This window comes from Microvirga sp. P4_A5, assembly GCF_056402495.1.
Genome location: NZ_JBFUHH010000028.1, coordinates 1 through 20,820, shown reverse-complemented (window position 1 = coordinate 20,820; position 20,820 = coordinate 1). Strand labels below are relative to the sequence as shown.

The window sequence follows — 20,820 nt, the reverse complement described above, 5'->3', positions numbered from 1 at the left end:
CTCTTCTAGAAAATCAGGCTCAGGGCGAAGCGCACGCACACGAGGAGCAGGAAGATGCCGAAGGCGACTTCGAGCCGGCGCTTCGAGAGGGTGTGGGCGAACCGTGCGCCGATGGGCGCCATCCAGGTGCTGGTGGGCACGAACAGCGCCAGTCCCAAAAGCGAGATATAGCCGAGCGCCATGGGGAATTGCAGCGCCATCACGTCGGGATATTGGGCCGCGCGGGGCAGACCCGCATAGATGTAGCCGATGGCGCCGGGGATCGAGATGAGGATGCCGAGCCCGGAGGACGTGGCGACCGCCTGATGGATCGGCCGGTTGTAGAAGGTCATGAACAGGTTCGAGAGCTGGCCGCCGCCGATCCCCATCAGGGCCGACAGSACGCCGATGAGCCAGCCGTAGACCACCATGATTGGCTTGGCCGGCATGTCGAGGCCGAAGCGCCACGTATCCTTTCCGAACAGCAGGCGGATGGCGGAGACGCCCGCGACCACCACGAAGACCGTCTTGAAGAGATCGGCCGGCGCATAGCGGGCAATGAAACTGCCCATGATGACACCGACGACGACCGGCACCGCCCAGACCCGCAGGATCGACATGTCGACCGCGCCCTTGGCGTGATGGGCGCGGAAGGAGCGGATCGAGGTCGGGATGATGATCGCCAGCGAGGTGCCGACGCAAAGCGGCATCCGCACCTCTTCGGGCACGCCGACCAGCCGGAACAATTCATAGAGGATCGGCACCGCCACCGCGCCGCCGCCCACGCCAAAGACGCCGGCGAGCAGCCCCGTCAGCGCGCCGGCCGCAAGCATCGAGACCGCGAGCCACGTGAGATCGAAGAGAGAAATGCCGTACATGAATCACGCCCCCGAAACTGCCGACCGCCTCTGTGGGGGAAAACATCCCCTGCGGCAAGCTTCATCGGGCATGCGGGCGCCAGTCGCGGCTCAGTCGTGGCCGACCGATCGGTTGAAGAGAATGGCCTTCGGCGCCGCCCGCATCGCCTCCTCGGTGCAGGCGAGCGGACCGAGACGGCCCGCCAGATGGTCGTGGCGTTCCGCCAGCGCGCCGAGCGTGATGTTTTGGCGAATGCGCGGATGAGCGACGCAGACCGCGCCGTCCTCGCTCCATGCGGCCTCGAAACTCATGTCGGGCCGCATGTCGGGCGATTGGATGCCGAACCGGTCATAGATATCGACCGCGGTGCCGTTGCGCGTGGTCGGCCGGTCGTCGCCACCATAATCGGCGCGCAGCATATGCACGCAGGCCCGATGCAGCGACGCGAGCGGTACCTCGTCCGTGGCCTCCCATGGGCGATATCCCATCAGGACGCATTTTCCGGCGGCGCCGCTGGTGCAGACGAAATCGAAGCCGCCCGAAGGATTGGAAAGGGGAAATCCCACGCGACGACCGCGAACGTCAGGCTCGCACAGATCGGAAGGCGGCCGATCGGCGGAATGGATGGCAGCCAGACGGTAGAGCGTGACAGGCCCGCGCGCCGCCGCGTCGTCCTCACCGATCTCCGCGATGCGGATCTCCGAACCTGAATCCTGGCCCGAGAGCCTCAGGGTGAGGCCGATCAATTGCCGGCGTTGCAAAACCCGTCCGTCGTCGAGGCGCAGCACGAACTCGGAGCGCTCCACCTGGAAACGGCCGCTCAAGGCCGCGGCCTTGTCGATCGGGAGAAAGCAAAAGCTTAGGGCAACGACAAATAACGTGCTGACGATATTGCGCATGGGGGAGGCTCAATTCGAACCTCCCCCAGACAGAGAGATTCATCCGCAAGAAGGGACGCAAGGGATCACTGGAAAACGACGACCGACCCGTCGCTGAGAACCACRGAATCGAGCTGCAGGCGGCTCGCATTCACGTCCCGGCCGTTGGTGCTGAGGCCATTGGTGCTGAGACCGTTCGTGCTGAGGCCATTCGTGCTCAGGCCGTTGGTGCTGAGACCGTTCGTGCTGAGGCCATTGGTGCTGAGGCCGTTCGTGCTCAGGCCGTTCGTGCTCAGGCCGTTCGTGCTGAGGCCGTTCGTGCTGAGACCGTTCGTGCTGAGACCGTTGGTGCTGAGACCGTTGGACATCTCGCTCGCATGGGCGATCGATGCCGTAGAGAATCCGAGAGCAACTGCGACAAGAGGAATATAAAAATGAACCGACATGTCCGTCTCCAATGAGGTTAGCGAGCGGCCTTTTCTGATTTCGTTTGGCCTCGCCCAACGGAATATATGTGTAATGACATAACAGTAAAGAATTAGAATAACGTTTCACTCAATTTTAGTAAAAATTCTGTAAACTCTGCAGTCTTGAGATGAATTTTGAAACTAATTGCAATTCTTGATGTCAATTTCCCTAGAGTCACGGCGGATTCGGCCGGATTGCCTCTCGGGCACAAAAAAAGCCCAGGCTCCGGGACGTCGCGCGGGGAATAACTCGCGCGCCACGTCGACTACGGGCCTGGGCTGATTGGGAATCCCGACGGGCGCTCGCATCGTTAGGCGAGCGCTGGAACGATCGAGCCGGAGTACATTCGTCCTGACCCGATCTCATCGAAGCCAAACAGTAACGCCTGCCGCTTCGAAGTCCTCGCAATGACCGCTGGGATAGGCCTGATATGGGGAGCGGACAGCGATCCGCAAGGGGCCCCGACAATCAACCGTGATCGCCAGTGCGATGGAAGCGCGCCTTCAGCCCGCTATAATCCTGCGACGATGAACCGGTCCGCGAAGGGAACACGTTCATGCCAGACGAGACTTGGCCGACCCTGCCCTATGCCGAATGGCGCGACACCGCCGCCACCCTTCAATTGTGGACGCAGATCGTCGGCAAGATCCGCCTGGCGCAGACGCCCTGGCTCAACCACGGTTGGCAGGTGCCGCTCTACGTGACCGCGCGGGGCCTCGGAACCGGGCCCATTCCCGCGGGGTCCGAAATCTTCGACGTCGAATTCGACTTCGCCGGACACCGCCTCCTCGCGCGATCGAGCAGCGGCGATGAAGAGAGCTTCGCTCTCGCGCCGCAATCGGTCGCGGAGTTCTATGAGACGCTTCTCGCCGCGCTTCAGCGCTTGGGCGTCACGGTGGCGATCAACGAGATCCCCAACGAGGTGCCGGACCCGATCCCGTTCTCTCAGGATCGCGTCCATGCCACCTACGAACCCGCGGCCGCTCACCGCTTCTGGCGCGCCCTCATCCGGATCGACCGCGTTTTCGGGCTGTTCCGCAGCGCTTTTCTCGGAAAGGCCAGTCCGGTCCACCTTTTCTGGGGCAGTTTCGACCTCGCGGTGACGCGCTTTTCCGGACGCCCGGCACCGCTGCATCCCGGCGGCGTGCCGGGCCTGCCGGATGCCGTCACCCGCGAGGCCTATTCGCACGAGGTCAGCAGCGCCGGCTTCTGGCCGGGAAGCGAGGCGTTTCCGCAGGCAGCCTTCTATTCGTACGCGTATCCCGAGCCGGCCGGGTTTCGCGACAGGCCGGTGACGCCCGGCGCGCATTTCGACCCTGCTCTCGGCGAGTTCATCCTGCCCTACGACGTCGTTCGGCAGGCAAGCGACCCCGATGCGCTGCTGCTCGACTTTCTCGAGACGACTTATGCGGCGGCGGCGGAATGCGGGAAGTGGGATCGCGTCTCCCTCGAATGCGCGCCGGGCGTTCCCGGAAAACCCCGCGCCATCGCGTGAGAGCGCTGGTGGTTTCCGGAAGCCTTTGTGAGGAACCAAGGGCCTCGCGTCAGGTTCACGTCAGCATCTTATGACGCTTACAAGATCAGGGAGATCAAAAATGCGGAAGACGCTTATCCTGGCCGCGGGCCTCGCTTTGGTGACCACATCCGCCTTCAGTCAGACGTCGTCGCGCGAGCGTGAAGATGGTGGCGGTCGCGGGTGGTACGAGGGGCGCGGCGGTGGTGGCGGCGCAGAGCGCGGGCGCGATTTCGGCGAATGGCGCGGACGCGTCATGCGCGAGCACGACGAAAGCCGCGGCGGCGAATCCGGCGGCGCGAAATTCTTTCTTCGCAGTGGCGACACGCAACTTCGCGTGGTCTGCGGCGACCGGGAATCGACACGGTCCTGCGTCGACGCGGCCTTGCTGATGCTCGACCGCGTCAAGGAGCAGGGATCGACGACGCGCGCGCCGACCTCGCCTGGCAGCTCTCAGTAACCTTCGATGTCACACGTCGAAGAGTTGACGGTGGCCCGCCGGCTGTGAGCGCAGATACTGGTTGGCCGCCTTGACGCGGGCGCCCAGATGAGCGGCGGCATGCCAGGGCCAGCGGGGGTTGTACAGAATGGTGCGCGCGAGGGCCACGCAATCGGCGTCGCCGGTTCCGATAATGGCTTCGGCCTGATCGTAGCCGGTGATGAGACCCACCGCGATGGTGGGAAGATTGGTCGCCTGCTTGACCGCGCGCGCCAGCGGCACCTGAAAGCTCGGGCCGACGGGAATCTTCTGCGCCTGGCTCAGGCCGCCGCTCGACACGTGGACGGCATCGCAGCCTTTCGCCTCGAGGGCCTTCGCGAACGCTATGGTCTGTTCGATGTCCCAGCCGCCTTCCGCCCAGTCCGTTCCCGACACCCGCATGCTGACGGGCTTGCCGGCGGGAAACGCTTCGCGAACCGCATCAAAGACTTCCAGGGGAAAGCGCATCCGGTTTTCGAGGCTGCCGCCATATTCGTCGTCGCGCAGGTTGGCGAGAGGCGAGAGGAATTGATGCAGCAGATAGCCGTGCGCGCCGTGAAGCTGGATGGCGTCGAGGCCGAGCCGCGCCGATCGCTTCGCCGCCGTGACGAAGGCATCGCGAACGCGCGCGAGGCCGTCGCGGTCGAGCGCCAGAGGCGGGTTGTCCTGCGGGGCAAACGGCACGGCGGACGGCGCCACGGTTTGCCAGCCGCGATCCTGATCGGGCCGGATCTGCCCGCCGCCCGCCCAGGGCACATGGGTGGAGGCCTTTCGTCCCGCATGGGCGAGCTGGATCGCGATCGGCATGTCGGAATGCCGGCGCACGGATTCGAGAACCCGCGCGAGCGCTGCCTCGGTCTCGTCGGACCAGAGACCGAGGTCGTCGGGGCTGATGCGCCCCTCGGGGACAACCGCGGTCGCTTCGATGATCAGAAGACCTGCTCCCGAGAGCGCGAGATTGCCCAGATGAATCGTGTGCCAATCCGTCGCGCAGCCGTCTTCGGCCGAGTATTGGCACATGGGCGCGATAACGATGCGGTTTCTCATTTCGAGAGAACCGACGCGATAGGGGGTGAACAGCGCGCTCATGGATGATCCTTATGCCCGACCTTTCGCGCCCGGTCCGGGCGCGTGCGAGGTGCTAGTTGTAGGAGCGCGCCGTCGAGTTGCAACCCTGCGGCCGGGTGCCTCCCTTGCTTCCCGCGCATGACACGCCCTTGCGGTGACTTGACCAATGGCGCGACATCCCCGACACCGCCTGCTCGACAGAACGACGCCCGGAGACACGAATCTCGATGCCCAGCAAATTGCCAGAGCCCCCCTTCCGCGTCGGTCGTTCGAAAACCGGTCTCGGATTGTTCGCCACCGATGTGATCGAAAAGGGCGCGTTCATCGTCGAATATGTGGGCCGCAAGATTCCGAACGCCGAGGTCGAGGACCGGGCGGGCGCGCGCTATCTGTTCGAGGTCAACAGCCGCTGGACGGTCGACGGCTCGCCGCGCTGGAACGTCGCGCGCTACATCAACCATGCGTGCCGGCCCAATGCCGAACCGATCATCTCCCGCGGGCGCATCCGCATCATGGCCAAGAAACGCATCAAGCCCGGCGAGGAGATCGCGTACAATTACGGCAAGAGCTATTTCGACACCTTCATCCGGCCGCATGGCTGCAGATGCCCCAAATGTTCGCCGGCTTGAGAAGAATCTAGGTCGTCCCGTAGCGCCGCAAGTCGGAGGTCGCCGCTTCGAGCCGCTCGCCGAGCCGTGCGTAGAAGGCACGCAGGTCGGGAAACGAGAGATCGCTCAGGCGCATGCATTCCGAGAGCCTGCGGCGCGCGACGACGGGGTTCTCCATATTGGCCAGAAGCTCCGTGTGGCACGCTTTCAAGGCGAGGAAATCGACCGTGCGCGCGGTGTCGGGGTCGCCCACCAGGATGAACAGTTTTTCCTTCTCGCGCTTGCCGCGCAGATCCAGCGCGCCGACTTCCAGATAGGCGAAGTCGCTTGCCGCCACCGAGACGCTTTCGGCCACCAGCGCATCCGCCGCGAGCGGCTTGGCCTGACCCTCGACCCGCGACGCCACGTTCACCGCATCGCCGACGACCGAGTAGTTGAAGCGACTTTCCGAACCCATATTGCCGACCAGCGCCGGTCCCACATTGATGCCGATGCCGATTGCCACATCGGAGAGCGGATCGGGCCGCCGGCGGAAGTGAAACGCATCGGTTTCGTTGAGCTCGCGCAGCGTCTCGCGCATCCGCAACGCGGCCCGGCAGGCACGCGCGGCGTGATCCGGCATCTGCAGCGGCGCGTTCCAGAACGCCATGATGGAATCGCCGATATATTTGTCGATGGTGCCGCCCTCGGCGAGAATGTCCGTGCTCAGGCGACCGAACAGGGTGTTGAGGAACTCGACCACCTCGGTCGGGGACAGCCTCTCGCTCAACGCCGTGAAGCCGCGAATGTCGACGAACAGGATCGTCATCGACCGCTCATCCCCTCCCAGCCGGAGACTCGCGGGATTCTTCTCGATCTGCGCCAGATAGGAGGGCGCGACGTAGCGGGAAAAGGCCTGGCGCACGAACCGCCTGTCGCGGTCGGACACGAAGTAGCGAAACGAGATCATCGACACGTAGAGAAACAGGCCGGTGGCGCAGGAGGACGTGGGGTCCAGCAGCACCCCTCCCCGGCTGAACGCGATCCACGCGCCGACGCAGGTGAGCGCCGCCATCGCGCCGCCATAGCAGAGCGCGGTGATGGGCGCGCATAGCACGGCGACGAGGGTCGTCAATCCTGCGAGAGCGAGCATCCATGCCCATTCCAGCGGGTCCGCCCAATCGGGACGCCGCAGATGTTCGCCCGCCAGGATCTGCTCGAGCGCCTGGGCCTGCACCAGCACCCCCGGCACGCTGTCGCCCAGCGGCGTCACGCGGTGGTCGTAGAGACCGGTGGCGGACGTCCCGACGAAAACCGCATGGCCGTCGATGAGCGGACGCAGTCCGGCATCGTCCGCGCCCGAGAGCACGCTCCAGGCCGACACGACCCGGTCGCGACTCTCACGGCCGAACCGCACCCGCAATTCGCCCGACGAGGTGGTGGGAATGTCATAAGGACCGACCCGCACATTCGTGACCGCGAACGGCTCTTCGTTTCGGCTGTGAACGAGCAGCGTCGAGTCCTTGTGCATCACTCGCAGCGTTTCGAGAACGAGGCTCGGATAGATGCGCGCGCCGCCGTTCCACAGCAGCGGCAGCTGGCGGATCACGCCGTGCGTGTCGAGCGGGCTGACGGTGATGGCGCCCACCCCGCGCGCCGCCGCGTCGAGTTCCGGCAAATTGCGGGTCGCGGCGGAGAACGAAGGCAGCGCCATTCGCGGGTCCTGCCCGGTGAACGCCATTCCGGCCTTCAGCCCGGGGCGTTCGTCGTTGACGCCCGGGATCGCCGCGAAGCCCAGAACCACGGGCTTGCCCTCGAGCGACGCCGCGAAGGACCGATCGTAATCGGGCACCAGCGCGGAGAGCGACCGGTCGACGCCGAAAGCCGCCATCACCTCCGGCTGTTCGACCAGGCGTGCCGGCGACAGACGGTCGGGTTCCGGAAAGACCATGTCGAACGCGATGGCGGCGGCGCCAAGCCCACTCAGTCGCTCGACCAATCGGGCAAGCTCGCTGCGGGGCCAGGGCCATTGGCCGAGGCGCGCAAGCGACGCCTCGTCGATATCGACGACCCGCACGGGAACGTCGCTGTCCGCACGCGGCTCGGCGCGCTGGAACGCGTCGAAGACGAGTTCGCGGGCGAGCCGCAGGTTATACGGGTCGGCGATACGGAAGGCGGTGCACAAAACCACGAGAGCGAAGCCGAAGGCGAGCGCGATGGATTGGGCTCGGGTCAACACGGGAAGCCTGGGCCGATGCCCGAGCCGCCGCCGCAGCCGCTTCATCGGCTGCTGCCTCGCTGATCGCTCTCAGTACCCGTGTCCGGAGTGTCCCTCGACCCGAAATCCGAACGCTGCCCGCCGTCGCGGGAGCCCCGGCCGCCGGAACGCCCGCCGCCACCGTGACGGCCGCCATCGCCGTCCCAACCTCTGTCGCCATGCCCGCCCTTGCCGCCGTGATCGCCCTTGCCCCCATGGTCGCCCTTGCCGCCCTTGCCACCCTTGCCGCCATGATCGCTCTTGTCCTCGGTCCGCGTGGGTGGCTCCGGCGCGATGGTGTTTGGCGTTGGTTGCGGGGGAGCCGCCGGAGGCGTCGCGGGTGCGGGTGCGGGAGGCGCCGGATCAGGTCGGGAGGGCGCCGGGGGCGAGCGAGGCGACGACGGCGCCGCCGGCGCGGGTCCCGCCGCCGCTGCCGCCGTGCTGGCTGCCGCCGGAGCAGCGCGATCCTTCGAATCCGGATCGACAGGCGATGCCGCAATGTCCCCGCAGGTACGTACATCCGTCCTGAATTCAGGCCGCAGGCTCGCATTGCGCGCTCGCACGTAGGGGAAATTCGCCCGCAACCGGGCGTTCCGATCCTCCCGGTCCGCGAGCGAGCGGATGGGGCCGCTGCGCGGAACCACGATCGCGTCGCAGGCGCCCCGCACCACCGTGCAGGCGCCGGAGCGATCGCAGACTTGCGCGGACCCGTGGAAGAGCACGAACTCGGTGCTGCCGTCGGGCAGGACCGCGAAGTCGAATTCCGTACCGCGAACGCCGATCGTCGCGGTGGGCGTGCGGATCGCATAGGCGGGCTTGGGGCTGCTTCCGCTGATGAAGCGGAACGTTCCCCGAAGCGCGCTGACGACGAAACTGCTCATGGTACGGCGGTTGCGCAGGACCGAATTGTCGATCAGAAGCGACGATGCGGGCCCCACCACCAGGCGGGTATTGTCCACGAAATCGATCTGCGCCTCGCCACTCGGGCCGGTCTGGATGCTGTCGCCCATATAGACGGGCTGCTGCACTGCGAGGGGCGAGCGTCCCTCGGAACGGAGAGCCGACGCGTCTGGAATGACGCCGACCGTGCGCCCGGACGCCTGCTGCGCGGAGGCGGGGCTTCCATTAATCTGGATCAGGAGAAACGCAAACACACTCGCCGAAACGCTGAGACAACGAGGCATTTATGCCTCCAGTGCGGTCAGGTGTTACGGCTTCGACGATACGCTTCGCCCCCCGCAGCGGCAATGGACGCAGGCAGGCCCGAACGTCACGTCTGGTGGGGCATAAGTATGGTTTTGCCCTCGCGGCCGGCATCCGGCGCATCGAGGACGATCGGGGACCTGTCGGGCGCGACCCCCGGATTGTCGGCGCGCCGCAGCGAGAGCACGTCGGTGTTGAGCGCCCACAGGCACAGGCCGATGCCGACGACGAGCGCGAGCCAATTGAGCATCCGGTCGCTCGTCCATCCCACCGGGATCGCGACGTCGTGATGGGGTTTTCTAGGGGGCGGCAGGTCGGTGGGCATGGCGATCCTCTAAGCCGGACAGCTTTGAGGCGCAGGAACACGCCGGAAAGACCGGAGGCTGACTTTCAAGCCGCCGATGAAACAACCCTACGCGCATTCGCGCCTGATTGACAGGCAAATGCGAGGTCCGCTGCCTCTCAGGTGTTCTGCAGGAGTTCCGCGAAATCGTCAGGCACCTCGCCGAAGGTGGCAACGATGCGAATGCGGTCGACCTCGCCGGTCTCGTCATCGGCCGTGACCTCGATGGCGGCGGCGCCACTTTTGCGCTGGGCCGTGCTCTCCGCCATGCGCTCCGCCTGCGCCTCCGTCTTCGCCACGGTGCGCACGGTCGGCACCAGTCGCTTGCGGTGGATTTCGAAGGTCTGGACCAGATAGGTGGTTCGCAATGTCATCGCGCCTGATAGCCCAGCGGGACGGAGCACGCCAGCACGCAGATGAATTCGGCGGGAGCGGCCCCGGTGTGGAAAAAGTCGTCGCGTCGTCTCGCGAACGCTTAGTTTCCTTGTAGCGATGCATTATTCCACATTACGAAAGATTAATCCTAGCATTCAGTTTCGGTTCACGCCTAGCGGGCCAGTCTTAGTGCAGGCAACGACCCGCCTTGTATGCTTAAGGAGTGGACATGAAACGTATTTCGGCCGGAATATTGATAGCCTCGTTGGGGCTTTCCTTCATCGGGACTACGATGATCGCCGCTGAAGCCGCGCCATTTCCTTCCCTCAACCGGCAAGGGCCTGCCGTCGACATCGAGCACGTTCAATATCGTCGTGACCACAATCGCCATGTGGAGCGGCGCCAGGGCCGCTGGGACCATGGAAGGCGGGGTTTCGAGCGCAGGGGGAACCTTAGCTACTACAACGGGCAGCGCGGCTATCGGGAGTATCGGCGCGGCTATCGCCACCACAACGGCTGGTGGTTCCCGCCCTCGGCCTTCATCGCCGGCATGATCGGCGGCGCCATGGCGAGCCAGCCGCCGGTCGTGGCCGTGCGCCCTGCGCCCATGCCGCTGAGCGCCGCGCATGTGCGCTGGTGCCAGGATCGCTGGCGCTCCTATCGCGTGTCGGACAACRCCTATCAGCCTTCGAACGGCCCGCGTCAGTCCTGCGTGTCGCCCTATCGCTGAAACGCCATCCGGAGGCGGCTCGTCGAGCCGCCTCTTTTTATCGGCGCGTTGTCAGCGCGATTCTTTCGAACGCCACGTAACGGTCGATTGATTGAAGATCAGCGCGGCAGGATCGGATCGCACCGCGGCTTCGTAGCAGGCTTGCGGACCAAGACGGCCCCGCAATCGCGGATAACGGCTCGCGAGTTCCTCGAGCGTCACGTTGTCGGCGATGCGCGGGTGAGCCACGCACACCGCGCCATCGGGACCCCAGGCCGCCTCGAAGCGCATTCCGGGCGCGGGATCGACCGACTGAATTCCGAACCGATCGTAGAGATTGATCTTGATGCCGTTGCGGGTGGTCGGGCGATCGTCGCCCCCGTAATCGGCCCGCAGCATATGCATGCAGGCGCGATGAAGATCGCGCATCGGCACGCCGTCCCGCTTCTCCCACGGGTGATATCCGAACATGATGCATTTTCCTTCGGCGCCGCTCGTGCAGGTCAGGCCGAAGCCGCCCTTGCCATCCGGAAACGCAAACGCCATGCGCCGATTGTCGGGATCGGGCTCGCAGAGATCGCGGCGCTCCCGCGTCCCGGGATCGCTGACGGACATCCGGTACAGCGGCAGCGGGTCGCCGACCTTCGGCCTGTCCTCGTCGAATGCATCGATCCGCACCTCCGCTTCGCCATCCGGTGAGGCGAGCGTCAGGCTCAATCCGACCAGCTGCTCCCGGCGCAACGCGCGGCCGTCGCCCAGTCTCAACACCAGTTCGACCCCGTCGAGCTCGATTCGCCCATCGAGCGCGACGGCAGCCCCGGCAGCGAACGAGAGGGCGAGCGCCTGGATGAAGGCCGCGAAGAGAAAAGTGCGAGTCATTGACAAAAACGGCCCCTCGCCGAGACGAGAGGCCGACTCCGAAATGCAGTGAGACGTGGATTACTTGAGGACGACGCGCGTGCCATCCTGCAGCGTCACGGCCTTGACCGCGGTGACCTCCGACGCGAAACCGCGAAGGCTGAAGCCGTTGGTGGCAAGACCATTGGCGCCATTCGGCGGCGGACGGCCGTCGGGACGCGAGAAGAACGCGAAGGCTTGAGTCGCGGCCAGGGGGCCGATCGCCAACGCAAGGACGAATGCGCAGCTGCGTACGATCATTTGGTTTCTCCTGATAACGATGGATACATCGCGGTCGGTCGCGGTACGCGGCGACTATTTCAGGACGACGCGCGTGCCATCCTGCAGCGTCACGGCCGTGACCGCGGTGACCTCCGACGCGAAGCCGCGAAGGCTGAAGCCGTTGGTGGCAAGACCGTTGGCGCCATTCGGCGGCGGACGGTCGTCGGGACGCGAGAAGAAGGCGCTGGCTTCGGTCGCGACGGAGGCGCCGATGGCGACAGCGACAGCGAATGCGAGGGCACAGATACGGATGGACATGGCATTCTCCATAAACGAAGCATCCTCGTGGGATGCAACACGATGAGTTTATGGTTGATATAACGTTTCAATAAAGCCCTGATCGCTGCTTATTCGTCATCAAGCGGTCGGAGAAGTGCCCCGGCGCACGTGTGGATTACTTGCGGTTGCTTTGACTGGGAGAATTTATTTTGGTTGCGAGACCATAGATGCCGGTTCTCGATCAACGCCCAGCGCTCTATCATCATTCATCGCTGTGCGGACTTCCTCGTCGTCGGCGAAACGAAGCCTGGCAGATGCTGGGGACCGGAATCAGGCGGCGTCTTCCATGGCGCCCGCGTCGCGGGACACGCAGGCCACCGCATCGCGCAGGATCCGCAGGTCCGCGCCGGGCTTCACCGCTTCGGTGGCCAGATGGCGGCGATAGGCGCGCGCGCCGGGACGGCCGGTGAACAGGCCCAGCATGTGGCGCGTGATGGTGTGAAGGCGGTGGCCTTCGGAAAGCCGCGCCGCGATATAGGGTTCGTAGGCCTCGATCGCCTCGAACGCATCGGCGACCGGGGCCGCCTCGCCGTAAAGCTCGGGATCGACCGAGAGCAGGATTTCCGGCTCGTGATAGGCCACGCGGCCGAGCATGACGCTGTCCACGTAGCGCAGATGCGCGTGCGTTTCCGCCATATTCCTGATCCCCCCATTGATTCCGACGGGTAGCCCCGGGCGCGCCGCTTTCAGCCGGTAGACGCGGCCGTAATCGAGCGGCGGCACGTCGCGGTTTTCCTTTGGCGACAGGCCCTTCAGCCACGCCTTGCGCGCATGGACCACCATCTCGTCGCAACCCGCCTCAACGACGGCGTCGGCAAGGGTGTCGACGGCTTCCTCCGAATCCTGATCGTCCACTCCGATCCGGCATTTGACCGTCACCGGCAGCGAGACGGCAGCCTTCATGGCGGCGACGCATTCGCCGACGAGCTTCGGTTCCCGCATCAGGCATGCGCCGAAGCGCCCGTTCTGCACCCGGTCGGAGGGGCAGCCCACATTGAGATTGATCTCGTCATAGCCGTAATCGGCACAGATCCGCGCGGCCGCCGCGAGCTCCGCCGGATCGGACCCGCCGAGCTGCACGGCGACGAAATGCTCCTGCGCATCGAAGCCCAGCAGCCGGTCGCGGGGCCCGTGCAGCACCGCGCCGGTCGTCACCATCTCGGTGTAAAGCCGCGCCCGCCGCGACAGGACGCGGTGCAGGCTCCGGCAAAACCGGTCCGACCAGTCCATCATCGGCGCAATGCTAAATTTATTAATGATTTCAGTCACTTAGCTATCAAAGTAGGGTTTTGCTGCGATTGGGGCGACAATTGATATCAAGCACTTAGCATGTGTTTCGATTTTCTAACCAAAAATTTGCTACCGCGTAGCAAGTTTGGAATCTCTGTAGCAAATTTTCTAATTAGATCGTTTCAAAACAATGAGTTAGATGTCGTTTTCGCGATTGTCGGTCCAACCAACACTTCTGCCGACTTTGACGGATAAGTCTTTGATTAAACCGCAATATCTGTGGTGAGATATTCGAACATCGCCCGTGCGGCTTGCAACACCCTCTCCAATCACACATCGTGCGTCATTAGAGGCCAAGCTTGGTGGGAGACGTTGTAGTGACGACTGGATTTGTCCACATTATCGAGTCCCCGTCATCTCAAGATTTACTAGATGGACGGACCGAGGGTCGCTCCATGGGTGAGGCGCTCCAACTTGCCGGGATTCCGTACTGTTACTCTCTCGCCACCGATTTGCAGACGCTCCAAGCAACACTGGGGGTTCGCTTGCATGAGGCGATCAATCACTTCAAATCGACGCCAATCTTGCACTTCAGTGCTCACGGCAACACAGATGGCATACAGCTGACGAGTGGCGCTTTTTTGTCGTGGGCTGACCTTGATCTGCTGCTGAAACCGATCCACCACACTTTTGGAGGTGGATTGCTGATTTGTCTGTCTTCCTGCGAAAGCTGGTCAGGGATGCAGATGGCAATGAATGATGGACCGGAGCGCCCCTTCTGGGCACTTGTTTCTCACAAAGGGAAGCCAACTTGGTCCGATTGCGCCATCGGATACATCGTATTCTACAACCGTTTCTTTAAAGACCAGACTGTCGAAGCTTCTGTGGAAGCAATGAAAGCCGCAACAGGTGATACAGAATTCGCGGTGTGGTTTGGCGAGCAAATCAAAAACAACTGGATGATGCGCGCTCAAGAGACGCTCGATAAGGCTCTAAGCGATCCCGCAAGCAGTCCAGGTCAGGGGCTTGGCATTCTTGGCATGATGGGACATTTACCGCCGTCTGACGACCCGACGACAGGTTACATTACTGCATCGGGAGTCTGAGCGAGCAGAAATCTTAGACGGACGATCTCGTCCGCGGCTTCCTTCGTCAGACCGTGGATATGGTCGTCGTCGCGGATGCTGCCAGCCTGGGCGCTCGCCCGCCACATCCTTATGCTCTCAGCCCTCTCCTGCTGCTCCTGGCGCAGGCGGTAGAGGATGTCGTCGGATGCGACTCTTAGGATTTCGTCGTTAATCATTTTAGGCCGCGACCTTGACTGGCTCCATCGGAAAGGATGGCGAATGCTGCTGCAGCCACTCTTGAAACTTGCCCGTTCCCAATGGCTCTAAGGCGGTCCACCCGAGCGGCCACCCCATCAGCCACTCGACCCACGTCGGGTTCAACAGGCCACTTGTTCGCGGAGACTCGTCTGCGTTGACTGCGGTTGAAAGGCTGCAGGTTGAATACTTCTCCACTCTCCCTAGACCGACCTCCAGCCCCTCCGGCTGCACATCGCGAGCCCTCGGTGTCGACCACTTCAAGACCTGAGCCGACAGCTTCGGTTCCCCGCGACTGTTCCACTTTCCCTTCGCACGATTTACCGCATCGTCCGCTACCGGCGTCTGCCACAATCCAGATGCGCTCTCGCAGATGCGGAGCGCCGGCGTCGGACGCAGACACGACACCCCATTCCGCATCGAACCCCATCTCGGCCAAGTCTCCGAGAACTCGTCCAAGCCCTCTAGAAGTGAGCATTGGGGAGTTTTCCACGTAAACGTATCGAGGTCGTACCTCGCGAACGATCCGTGCCATTTCAGACCATAGGCCGCTTCGCTCTCCGTCGAGGCCAGCGCCTTTGCCGGCAGCGCTGATATCCTGGCAGGGAAAGCCGCCAGAAATGACGTCAACACGTCCGCACCAAGGTCGTCCGTCAAAGGTGCAAACGTCATCCCAAATCGGGAAAGGCGGGAGAATTCCGTCATTTTGTCGGGCGACAAGTACGCTTGCTGCATAGGGATTGAATTCGACGGCACAGACAGTGCGCCATCCAAGCAAGTGACCGCCGAGAATTCCACCACCAGCGCCTGCGAAAAGAGCCAACTCATTCATAGTCCCCCTTATATAGTATTGTTCCTCGATTATAAATGCAGCGCAACGTTTCTATTAGCGTCCGTTGGCACTTATTCTTGCTTATTACGCTGATATCGAGATTCTATTATAGGGATGATGACGTCATAGTATGATTGATTTTAGCTATGGTGCAGAAGTTTTCGATAGCTCCTCGACGCGATCTTCAGCCTTGCGCATGTCCGGCTTTGAAGTTTCGCTCATCTCGTCCGCCTATTTTGATCGATTTCCACAGGCCATTTTTTTGCTACATCCGTGCTACGCGCATCGAGCTTGGCATTTTAAGTATTTGAAATGGCTCACGAATCGGCGCTGTCCCACCTTTCCATCATCGGTGCAACGGACAGTTTATGAAATAAATCAGTCACTTGAATTGGTATCCGGCCAGTCTTGGTCGCGTTCGGGTGGGCGTTACATACAGGAATCGGGGTGCCTTTGCGACTCCCCGCGAATGGCCGGCCCTCGTGATCCCGGCGGCATTCATCGCGGCCCATCCCTCGCGGTCAGTTCCAAAATCGTCAGATCGCCGCCGAAGACCCGGCCGGTATCGATGAAGACCACGTTGCCGAGGGCCGTCACGCGATCGACGGGTGTGTGTCCGACGATGACGGCCTCGACACCCTCGATCCGATCCTCATGACCACCCTGAATACGCTCCCGCGACCACAGACAGGCGGCAGCGACGCGCGCGTCTGTGAGCGCCGCCGGCAGATCTCCCCAATGGGAGACGGGGCAATCCGCATGGACGATCCCCACGAGGCCGCGCGGAGTCTCGATCTCCATCGCCAGGGGCAGCGCCGCGAAAGCCCGCACATACGGAATGCGCTCCGCCGGCGACAGGGCGATGAACCACTCGCCGCCATTCGCCGCGTAGGAGGCGCGGTCGAGATCGCCGGCGGCGAAATCGACCGCCATCTGCTCGTGATTGCCGCGAACCGCGTGAAACCAATCGGCCCCCAGATAGTCCGGCGCCCGCTGCGAATCCGGGCCGCGATCGACGAGATCGCCGACGCTGAAGAGACGGTCGCGGGCCGGCTCGAACCGGATGCGTCGGAGCGTTTCATCGAGTGACGAAAAGCACCCGTGAATGTCGCCGACGACGAAGTCGCGTCCGCTCAGGTTTCGTTGGAAGTGCTTGACCGCGTCCAACCGGCCTCGCCCGTCGTTGAAGTTGCCTCAGTGATCGTGCTTGTGGCCGTGATGCCCGCAGCCGCAATCCGCGCCGTGCTTGTGGTCGTGGTCATGCTCGTGATTGTGGGCATGATCATGGCCATGGCCGTGATGCGCGTGGCCATGGTCATGATGGCCGTGGTCGTGATGATCGTGGTCGTGATGATCGTGGTCGCAGTGATGGGCGCTCTGTTCCGGCTGGAAGCKGCGCTCGACCGGCGTCGCGACGCAGCCTTGGCCGCGGGCCAGTTCGGCAAGAGCGGGGCTGTTCTGGATGTAGAGGGCATCGCCGGTGAATTCGGCAAGGCCGTGCTGGCTGCCGAGATGCCAGGCGAGGCGCATGAGGCGGAGCGGGTTTTCAGCTCGCACTTCCAAAAGCTTCTCGGCGGCGGCCTTGACCTGGACGAGCTTGCCGTCCTCGAGCCGCAGGGCGTCGCCGTCGTTGATCACCGTCTCCATATCGAGATCGAGATGGATGTCCGTCCCCGCCTCGCCCGTCAGATGCGCATGGCGCTGGCTTCTTGCCGCATGATCGAGGGAGATCGTATCGACCACGCGGTCGAGCTTGACGGCGGGCTTGCGGACGATGGTGGCGACGCGGGGCATGATTTGTCTCTTGGCGAAGGTTCGGGGTGGGCCTGAAGATAGGGATTGGACGGCCGATCTCCTAATAACTCACCTTGTCGGCCTTGTCCGCCCACGCGTCGAACACCGCGCGCGCCTCGATGCTGGGCACATGATCCATCGGGATCACACGCTCCGGCACCGGCTTGGCGATCTCCTCGTAGATCAGGCTGTCGTCGAAGCCGATATCGGCGGCGTCCTGCCGGGTATTGGCATAGACGATGCGCGAGACCCGCGCCCAATAGGCGGAGGCCAGGCACATGGGGCACGGTTCGCAGCTGGTATAGAGCGTCGCGCCCTGGAGCGAGAAATCGCCCACCGCCTCGCAGGCGCGGCGGATCGCCGTCACCTCGGCGTGCGCGGTGGGATCGTTGGTGGAGGTGACCTGGTTCCAGCCCTCGGCCAGCACCTGTCCGTCGCGCACGATCACGGCGCCGAACGGGCCGCCGGCGCCGTCGTTCATGTGCTCGCGCGACAGCGCCACAGCCCGGGTCAAATGGCGGAAATCGTCGTTCGGATGGTCGGTCATGAGGCGCTTTTATCGTCAAGATGAAGCGGAGGCGAGGGCTTTGAGCGCTCCCGCTCGCGCAGGCGGAGAAGCTCTGCCGTGACGGCGGCCGCGATGACCGCCGGGTCCTTGTCGGTGATGCCCGAGACGCCGATGGGGCACACGAGCGCCTCGATGCGATCCTCGCCGATCCCGATTTCACGAAATCGCTTCTCGAACCGCGCCCGCTTCGAGGCGCTGCCGATCAGGCCCACATAGGGAAAATCGCGTCGAAGCGCGGCGGCCGTGATGGCAAGATCGAGAGGGTGGTCGTGCGTCATGACCAGCACGAAGCCCTCCGACGGCGCGGCGGCGATCTCGGCCTCGGGGTCCTTCATCAGGACAGGCCGCGCATTCTGGGGAATATGCGCCGGAAAGGCATCCGGCCGGCCGTCGAACCAGCGTATGTCGAAGGGCAGCGGCGCCAGGGCGAGGACGAGCGCTCGTCCCACATGGCCGGCGCCGAAGAGCAGCAGGGGCGTGCGGCTCTCGCCATAGGTTTCGCGCCACTGGGTCCACCGGTCGTCGCCCACCGAGGATGCGATCTCGCGCGCCACGCGCCCGTCGTTGAGGCGGCATTCGAGAACGAACACGCCCTTGTCCTCCAGCGCCGCGAGACGTTTCACCTGCGCCAGGTCGCGCGCATCGAAGGTCTCGACGAGGATCTTGACGCGTCCGCCGCAGCATTGGCCGAGATCGGGACCGAGCGCCTGGTCGATCAGGCGTGCCTCGGCTTCTCCCGAGGCGAGCATTTCGCGGGCGATCCCCAGCATCTTCAATTCCAGCTGACCGCCGCCGATGCTGCCATGGAAGGCGCCGTCGGGCCGCACCACCATGCGGGCACCGGCCTCCCGCGGCGCCGAGCCCTTCACGTCGTGGACGCCGATCAGAGCGGCGGATTTATGCGCCGCGAGAATGTCGGCGAGCTGCCGCCAGGTCYTCACCCGCCGCTCCGTGGCGGCATGGGCCTGCCGCGCAAGGCCTCGCAGGCGCGCAGGATCGCCTCCGGCGTCGCCGGCGCATCGAGCGGCACCGGCTGCGTCGGATCGATGGCGTGCACCGCATCGGCCAGCGCGCAGAAGACGCTGTTCGCCAGCATGATCGGCGGCTCGCCGACGGCTTTCGAGCGATAGATGGTGTCCTGCGGATTTGCGTTGGGATAAAGCGCAACGCGAAAATCCTCCGGCACGTCGGACGCCACCGGAATCTTGTAGGTGGAGGGCGCATGGGTCAGCAGGCGTCCCTGCGTGTCGAAGACGAGCTCTTCGGTGGTGAGCCAGCCCATGCCCTGCACGAACCCGCCTTCGATCTGGCCGATATCGATGGCCGGATTGAGCGAGCGTCCCACATCGTGGAGGATATCGACGCGCCGCAACTGGTTCTCGCCCGTCAGCGTATCGACGATGACCTCCGAACACGCCGCCCCATAGGCGAAGTAGAAGAACGGGCGGCCCGTGGCCTTGGCGCGATCCCAGGTGATATTCGGCGTCTTGTAGAAGCCGGCCTCGGAGAGCTGGACGCGCGACAGGACGCATTTCTTCGCGAGTTCGGCGAACGAAAGACTTTCATTACCGACGAATACCCGGTCGTCGCGAAACTCGATCTGGTCTTCCGGCACGCCGAAGGCGTCGGCCGCGTGCGCCGTCATGCGCCGCTTGATCGCCAAGGCGGCGAGGCGCGCCGCCATGCCGTTGAGATCGGAGCCCGACGATGCCGCGGTGGGCGAAGTGTTGGGAACCTTCGCGGTGTTGGTGGCCGTGATGCGCACGCGCTCCATGCCGATGCCGAATTCCTCGGCCACCACCTGCGCCACCTTGATGTAGAGCCCCTGCCCCATCTCGGTGCCGCCGTGGTTGAGATGCACGGAGCCATCCTGATAGACATGAACCAGCGCGCCGGCCTGGTTGAGATGGACGAGCGTGAAACTGATGCCGAACTTCACCGGCGTCAACGCCAGCCCGCGCTTCATGATCGGAGAGGATTCGTTGAACGCCGCGATCTCCTTGCGCCTCTCGCGATATTCGCTGGTACGCTCCAGAGTTTGCACGAGACCGTGGAGCGTTTCGATCTCCTCCACCTCCATGCCGAACGGTGTGAGATTGCGGCCCTCGCGATAGAAATTCGCGTAGCGCACGTCGAGGGGATCGCGGCCGGTCTCCCACGCGATCCGGTCCATCACATGCTCGATGGCGAGCATGCCCTGCGGTCCGCCGAAGCCCCGGAAGGCGGTGTTCGACACGGTGTTGGTCTTGAGCCGGCGCGAACCCACATGCACGGCGGGGAGGAAATACGCGTTGTCGGAATGAAACATCGCGCGATCGACGACGCCGCCCGACAGATCCGCCGAATTGCCGCAGCGTGCGAGATGCTCGACGCTGTAGCCGCCGATCCGGCCCTCGTCGTCGAAGCCGATCTTCCAGTCGCAGCGGAAATCGTGCCGCTTGCCGGTGAGCACGAAATCGTCATCGCGGTCCAGCCGCACCTTGCAGGGACGCCCGGTGATGTGCGCCGCCAGCGCTGCGGTGACGGCCCATTGCGTCGCCTGGCTTTCCTTGCCGCCGAAGCCGCCCCCCATGCGGCGCGTCTCGCATGTCACGTAAGAATCGGGAACGGCCAGCACGCGGGCCACCACGTGCTGGACCTCCGTCGGGTGCTGCGTGGAGGAATGCACGAACATGTCGCCGTCCTCGCCGGGGATCGCGAGTGCGATCTGCCCTTCGAGATAGAAATGCTCCTGCCCGCCGACGCGGAACGTGCCTTCGAGCCGGCGCGGCGCCGCGGCGATCGCAGCATCGGCATCGCCGCGACCGAACGCGTAATCCGGCATCACGGTCTCGTCGCGGGCCAGCGCATGTTCGACGGTGATGCTTGGCGTCTCGGCCTGCGTCCCGGCCCGCGCCAAT

At 64.0% G+C, this 20,820-nt stretch carries 24 protein-coding genes; 5 read left to right on the top strand and 19 right to left on the bottom strand.

Annotation, left to right across the window (positions count from 1 at the left end; all coding sequences use genetic code 11):
• Positions 1-5: 5 nt before the first annotated feature.
• The 3 genes from AC1DVM_RS10030 to AC1DVM_RS10020 all read right to left on the bottom strand — a co-directional run bounded on the left by AC1DVM_RS10030 (position 6) and on the right by AC1DVM_RS10020 (position 2,161).
• Positions 6-857, bottom strand: a complete 852-nt coding sequence (locus AC1DVM_RS10030; protein WP_477254152.1) for a sulfite exporter TauE/SafE family protein — start codon at positions 855-857, stop codon at positions 6-8.
• Between the two features lie 90 nt (positions 858-947).
• Positions 948-1,736: an ADYC domain-containing protein gene (locus tag AC1DVM_RS10025; protein WP_477254151.1), complete on the bottom strand. Its 789-nt coding sequence runs from the start codon at positions 1,734-1,736 to the stop codon at positions 948-950.
• A 65-nt stretch (positions 1,737-1,801) separates the two neighbouring features.
• On the bottom strand, positions 1,802-2,161 hold the full coding sequence (locus AC1DVM_RS10020) for a hypothetical protein (RefSeq protein ID WP_477254149.1): 360 nt from the start codon (positions 2,159-2,161) through the stop codon (positions 1,802-1,804).
• A gap of 578 nt (positions 2,162-2,739) precedes the next feature.
• Between AC1DVM_RS10020 and AC1DVM_RS10015 the strand changes: the two genes are divergently transcribed.
• Positions 2,740-3,678: a DUF5996 family protein gene (locus tag AC1DVM_RS10015; RefSeq protein WP_477254147.1), complete on the top strand. Its 939-nt coding sequence runs from the start codon at positions 2,740-2,742 to the stop codon at positions 3,676-3,678.
• Positions 3,679-3,778: 100 nt separating this feature from the next.
• Positions 3,779-4,156 (top strand): hypothetical protein, encoded by a 378-nt coding sequence (locus AC1DVM_RS10010; RefSeq protein ID WP_477254146.1) that lies wholly within the window; start codon positions 3,779-3,781, stop codon positions 4,154-4,156.
• 9 nt (positions 4,157-4,165) lie between these two features.
• Here AC1DVM_RS10010 and AC1DVM_RS10005 read toward each other — a convergent pair whose 3' ends face one another.
• A complete protein-coding gene (locus AC1DVM_RS10005) occupies positions 4,166-5,263 on the bottom strand; it encodes an NADH:flavin oxidoreductase/NADH oxidase (RefSeq protein ID WP_477254144.1) in 1,098 nt (365 codons plus the stop codon).
• 206 nt (positions 5,264-5,469) lie between these two features.
• Between AC1DVM_RS10005 and AC1DVM_RS10000 the strand changes: the two genes are divergently transcribed.
• Positions 5,470-5,871, top strand: a complete 402-nt coding sequence (locus tag AC1DVM_RS10000) for an SET domain-containing protein (protein WP_477254142.1) — start codon at positions 5,470-5,472, stop codon at positions 5,869-5,871.
• Positions 5,872-5,878: 7 nt separating this feature from the next.
• Here the strand turns inward: AC1DVM_RS10000 and AC1DVM_RS09995 are convergent, their stop codons facing one another.
• The 4 genes from AC1DVM_RS09995 to AC1DVM_RS09980 all read right to left on the bottom strand — a co-directional run bounded on the left by AC1DVM_RS09995 (position 5,879) and on the right by AC1DVM_RS09980 (position 10,006).
• Positions 5,879-8,065: a CHASE2 domain-containing protein gene (locus AC1DVM_RS09995; RefSeq protein ID WP_477254140.1), complete on the bottom strand. Its 2,187-nt coding sequence runs from the start codon at positions 8,063-8,065 to the stop codon at positions 5,879-5,881.
• Between the two features lie 44 nt (positions 8,066-8,109).
• Entirely contained in the window at positions 8,110-9,270 is a 1,161-nt protein-coding gene (locus AC1DVM_RS09990) for a FecR family protein (protein WP_477254138.1), read from the bottom strand.
• A gap of 86 nt (positions 9,271-9,356) precedes the next feature.
• On the bottom strand, positions 9,357-9,614 hold the full coding sequence (locus AC1DVM_RS09985) for a hypothetical protein (protein WP_477254136.1): 258 nt from the start codon (positions 9,612-9,614) through the stop codon (positions 9,357-9,359).
• Positions 9,615-9,751: 137 nt separating this feature from the next.
• The gene (locus AC1DVM_RS09980) at positions 9,752-10,006 is read right to left on the bottom strand and encodes a hypothetical protein (protein WP_477254134.1); all 255 of its coding nucleotides are present in this window, start codon (positions 10,004-10,006) and stop codon (positions 9,752-9,754) included.
• 230 nt (positions 10,007-10,236) lie between these two features.
• On the opposite strand from AC1DVM_RS09980, the gene AC1DVM_RS09975 reads away from it, so the two are divergent.
• Entirely contained in the window at positions 10,237-10,737 is a 501-nt protein-coding gene (locus AC1DVM_RS09975) for a BA14K family protein (RefSeq protein WP_477254132.1), read from the top strand.
• A 51-nt stretch (positions 10,738-10,788) separates the two neighbouring features.
• Here the strand turns inward: AC1DVM_RS09975 and AC1DVM_RS09970 are convergent, their stop codons facing one another.
• The 4 genes from AC1DVM_RS09970 to dusA all read right to left on the bottom strand — a co-directional run bounded on the left by AC1DVM_RS09970 (position 10,789) and on the right by dusA (position 13,407).
• Positions 10,789-11,595, bottom strand: a complete 807-nt coding sequence (locus AC1DVM_RS09970) for an ADYC domain-containing protein (protein ID WP_477254130.1) — start codon at positions 11,593-11,595, stop codon at positions 10,789-10,791.
• A 60-nt stretch (positions 11,596-11,655) separates the two neighbouring features.
• Positions 11,656-11,874 carry a hypothetical protein gene (locus AC1DVM_RS09965; protein ID WP_477254128.1) on the bottom strand — a complete coding sequence of 73 codons (219 nt, stop codon included), beginning with the start codon at positions 11,872-11,874 and terminating at the stop codon, positions 11,656-11,658.
• A gap of 54 nt (positions 11,875-11,928) precedes the next feature.
• Positions 11,929-12,153 carry a hypothetical protein gene (locus AC1DVM_RS09960; protein WP_477254127.1) on the bottom strand — a complete coding sequence of 75 codons (225 nt, stop codon included), beginning with the start codon at positions 12,151-12,153 and terminating at the stop codon, positions 11,929-11,931.
• A gap of 291 nt (positions 12,154-12,444) precedes the next feature.
• Entirely contained in the window at positions 12,445-13,407 is a 963-nt protein-coding gene (gene dusA, locus AC1DVM_RS09955; RefSeq protein WP_477254199.1) for a tRNA dihydrouridine(20/20a) synthase DusA, read from the bottom strand.
• A 452-nt stretch (positions 13,408-13,859) separates the two neighbouring features.
• On the opposite strand from dusA, the gene AC1DVM_RS09950 reads away from it, so the two are divergent.
• On the top strand, positions 13,860-14,510 hold the full coding sequence (locus tag AC1DVM_RS09950) for a hypothetical protein (protein WP_477254126.1): 651 nt from the start codon (positions 13,860-13,862) through the stop codon (positions 14,508-14,510).
• On the opposite strand, the gene AC1DVM_RS09945 is transcribed toward AC1DVM_RS09950, so the two are convergent.
• The 7 genes from AC1DVM_RS09945 to xdhB all read right to left on the bottom strand — a co-directional run.
• A complete protein-coding gene (locus AC1DVM_RS09945) occupies positions 14,486-14,707 on the bottom strand; it encodes a hypothetical protein (protein ID WP_477254124.1) in 222 nt (73 codons plus the stop codon). The genes AC1DVM_RS09950 and AC1DVM_RS09945 overlap by 25 nt on opposite strands.
• Positions 14,704-15,558 (bottom strand): DNA cytosine methyltransferase, encoded by an 855-nt coding sequence (locus AC1DVM_RS09940; protein WP_477254123.1) that lies wholly within the window; start codon positions 15,556-15,558, stop codon positions 14,704-14,706. Before AC1DVM_RS09940 ends, AC1DVM_RS09945 begins: the two co-directional genes overlap by 4 nt.
• Positions 15,559-16,056: 498 nt before the next feature.
• The gene (locus AC1DVM_RS09935) at positions 16,057-16,725 is read right to left on the bottom strand and encodes a metallophosphoesterase (protein ID WP_477254122.1); all 669 of its coding nucleotides are present in this window, start codon (positions 16,723-16,725) and stop codon (positions 16,057-16,059) included.
• A gap of 27 nt (positions 16,726-16,752) precedes the next feature.
• On the bottom strand, positions 16,753-17,352 hold the full coding sequence (locus AC1DVM_RS09930) for an urease accessory protein UreE (RefSeq protein ID WP_477254121.1): 600 nt from the start codon (positions 17,350-17,352) through the stop codon (positions 16,753-16,755).
• Between the two features lie 61 nt (positions 17,353-17,413).
• A complete protein-coding gene (locus AC1DVM_RS09925; protein ID WP_477254120.1) occupies positions 17,414-17,899 on the bottom strand; it encodes a nucleoside deaminase in 486 nt (161 codons plus the stop codon).
• Positions 17,896-18,861, bottom strand: a complete 966-nt coding sequence (xdhC, locus tag AC1DVM_RS09920) for a xanthine dehydrogenase accessory protein XdhC (protein ID WP_477254118.1) — start codon at positions 18,859-18,861, stop codon at positions 17,896-17,898. The genes AC1DVM_RS09925 and xdhC overlap by 4 nt, the downstream gene beginning before the upstream one ends.
• Positions 18,858-20,820, bottom strand: a 1,963-nt coding sequence (xdhB, locus tag AC1DVM_RS09915) for a xanthine dehydrogenase molybdopterin binding subunit (RefSeq protein WP_477254116.1), incomplete at its 5' end; no start/stop codon positions are given. The genes xdhC and xdhB, both read right to left, overlap by 4 nt.

Bases quoted from the DNA above. Each gene is read 5' to 3' on its own strand.
- AC1DVM_RS09950 (WP_477254126.1), top strand. From the start codon at position 13,860: ATGGGTGAGGCGCTCCAACTTGCCGGGATTCCGTACTGTTACTCTCTC.
- AC1DVM_RS09990 (WP_477254138.1), bottom strand. From the start codon at position 9,270: ATGCCTCGTTGTCTCAGCGTTTCGGCGAGTGTGTTTGCGTTTCTCCTG.
- AC1DVM_RS09925 (WP_477254120.1), bottom strand. From the start codon at position 17,899: ATGACCGACCATCCGAACGACGATTTCCGCCATTTGACCCGGGCTGTG.
- AC1DVM_RS10010 (WP_477254146.1), top strand. From the start codon at position 3,779: ATGCGGAAGACGCTTATCCTGGCCGCGGGCCTCGCTTTGGTGACCACA.
- AC1DVM_RS09960 (WP_477254127.1), bottom strand. From the start codon at position 12,153: ATGTCCATCCGTATCTGTGCCCTCGCATTCGCTGTCGCTGTCGCCATC.
- AC1DVM_RS09940 (WP_477254123.1), bottom strand. From the start codon at position 15,558: ATGAATGAGTTGGCTCTTTTCGCAGGCGCTGGTGGTGGAATTCTCGGC.
- AC1DVM_RS10000 (WP_477254142.1), top strand. From the start codon at position 5,470: ATGCCCAGCAAATTGCCAGAGCCCCCCTTCCGCGTCGGTCGTTCGAAA.
- dusA (WP_477254199.1), bottom strand. From the start codon at position 13,407: ATGATGGACTGGTCGGACCGGTTTTGCCGGAGCCTGCACCGCGTCCTG.
- AC1DVM_RS10005 (WP_477254144.1), bottom strand. From the start codon at position 5,263: ATGAGCGCGCTGTTCACCCCCTATCGCGTCGGTTCTCTCGAAATGAGA.
- AC1DVM_RS09985 (WP_477254136.1), bottom strand. From the start codon at position 9,614: ATGCCCACCGACCTGCCGCCCCCTAGAAAACCCCATCACGACGTCGCG.
- AC1DVM_RS09945 (WP_477254124.1), bottom strand. From the start codon at position 14,707: ATGATTAACGACGAAATCCTAAGAGTCGCATCCGACGACATCCTCTAC.
- AC1DVM_RS10025 (WP_477254151.1), bottom strand. From the start codon at position 1,736: ATGCGCAATATCGTCAGCACGTTATTTGTCGTTGCCCTAAGCTTTTGC.
- AC1DVM_RS10015 (WP_477254147.1), top strand. From the start codon at position 2,740: ATGCCAGACGAGACTTGGCCGACCCTGCCCTATGCCGAATGGCGCGAC.
- AC1DVM_RS09980 (WP_477254134.1), bottom strand. From the start codon at position 10,006: ATGACATTGCGAACCACCTATCTGGTCCAGACCTTCGAAATCCACCGC.
- AC1DVM_RS09970 (WP_477254130.1), bottom strand. From the start codon at position 11,595: ATGACTCGCACTTTTCTCTTCGCGGCCTTCATCCAGGCGCTCGCCCTC.
- AC1DVM_RS09965 (WP_477254128.1), bottom strand. From the start codon at position 11,874: ATGATCGTACGCAGCTGCGCATTCGTCCTTGCGTTGGCGATCGGCCCC.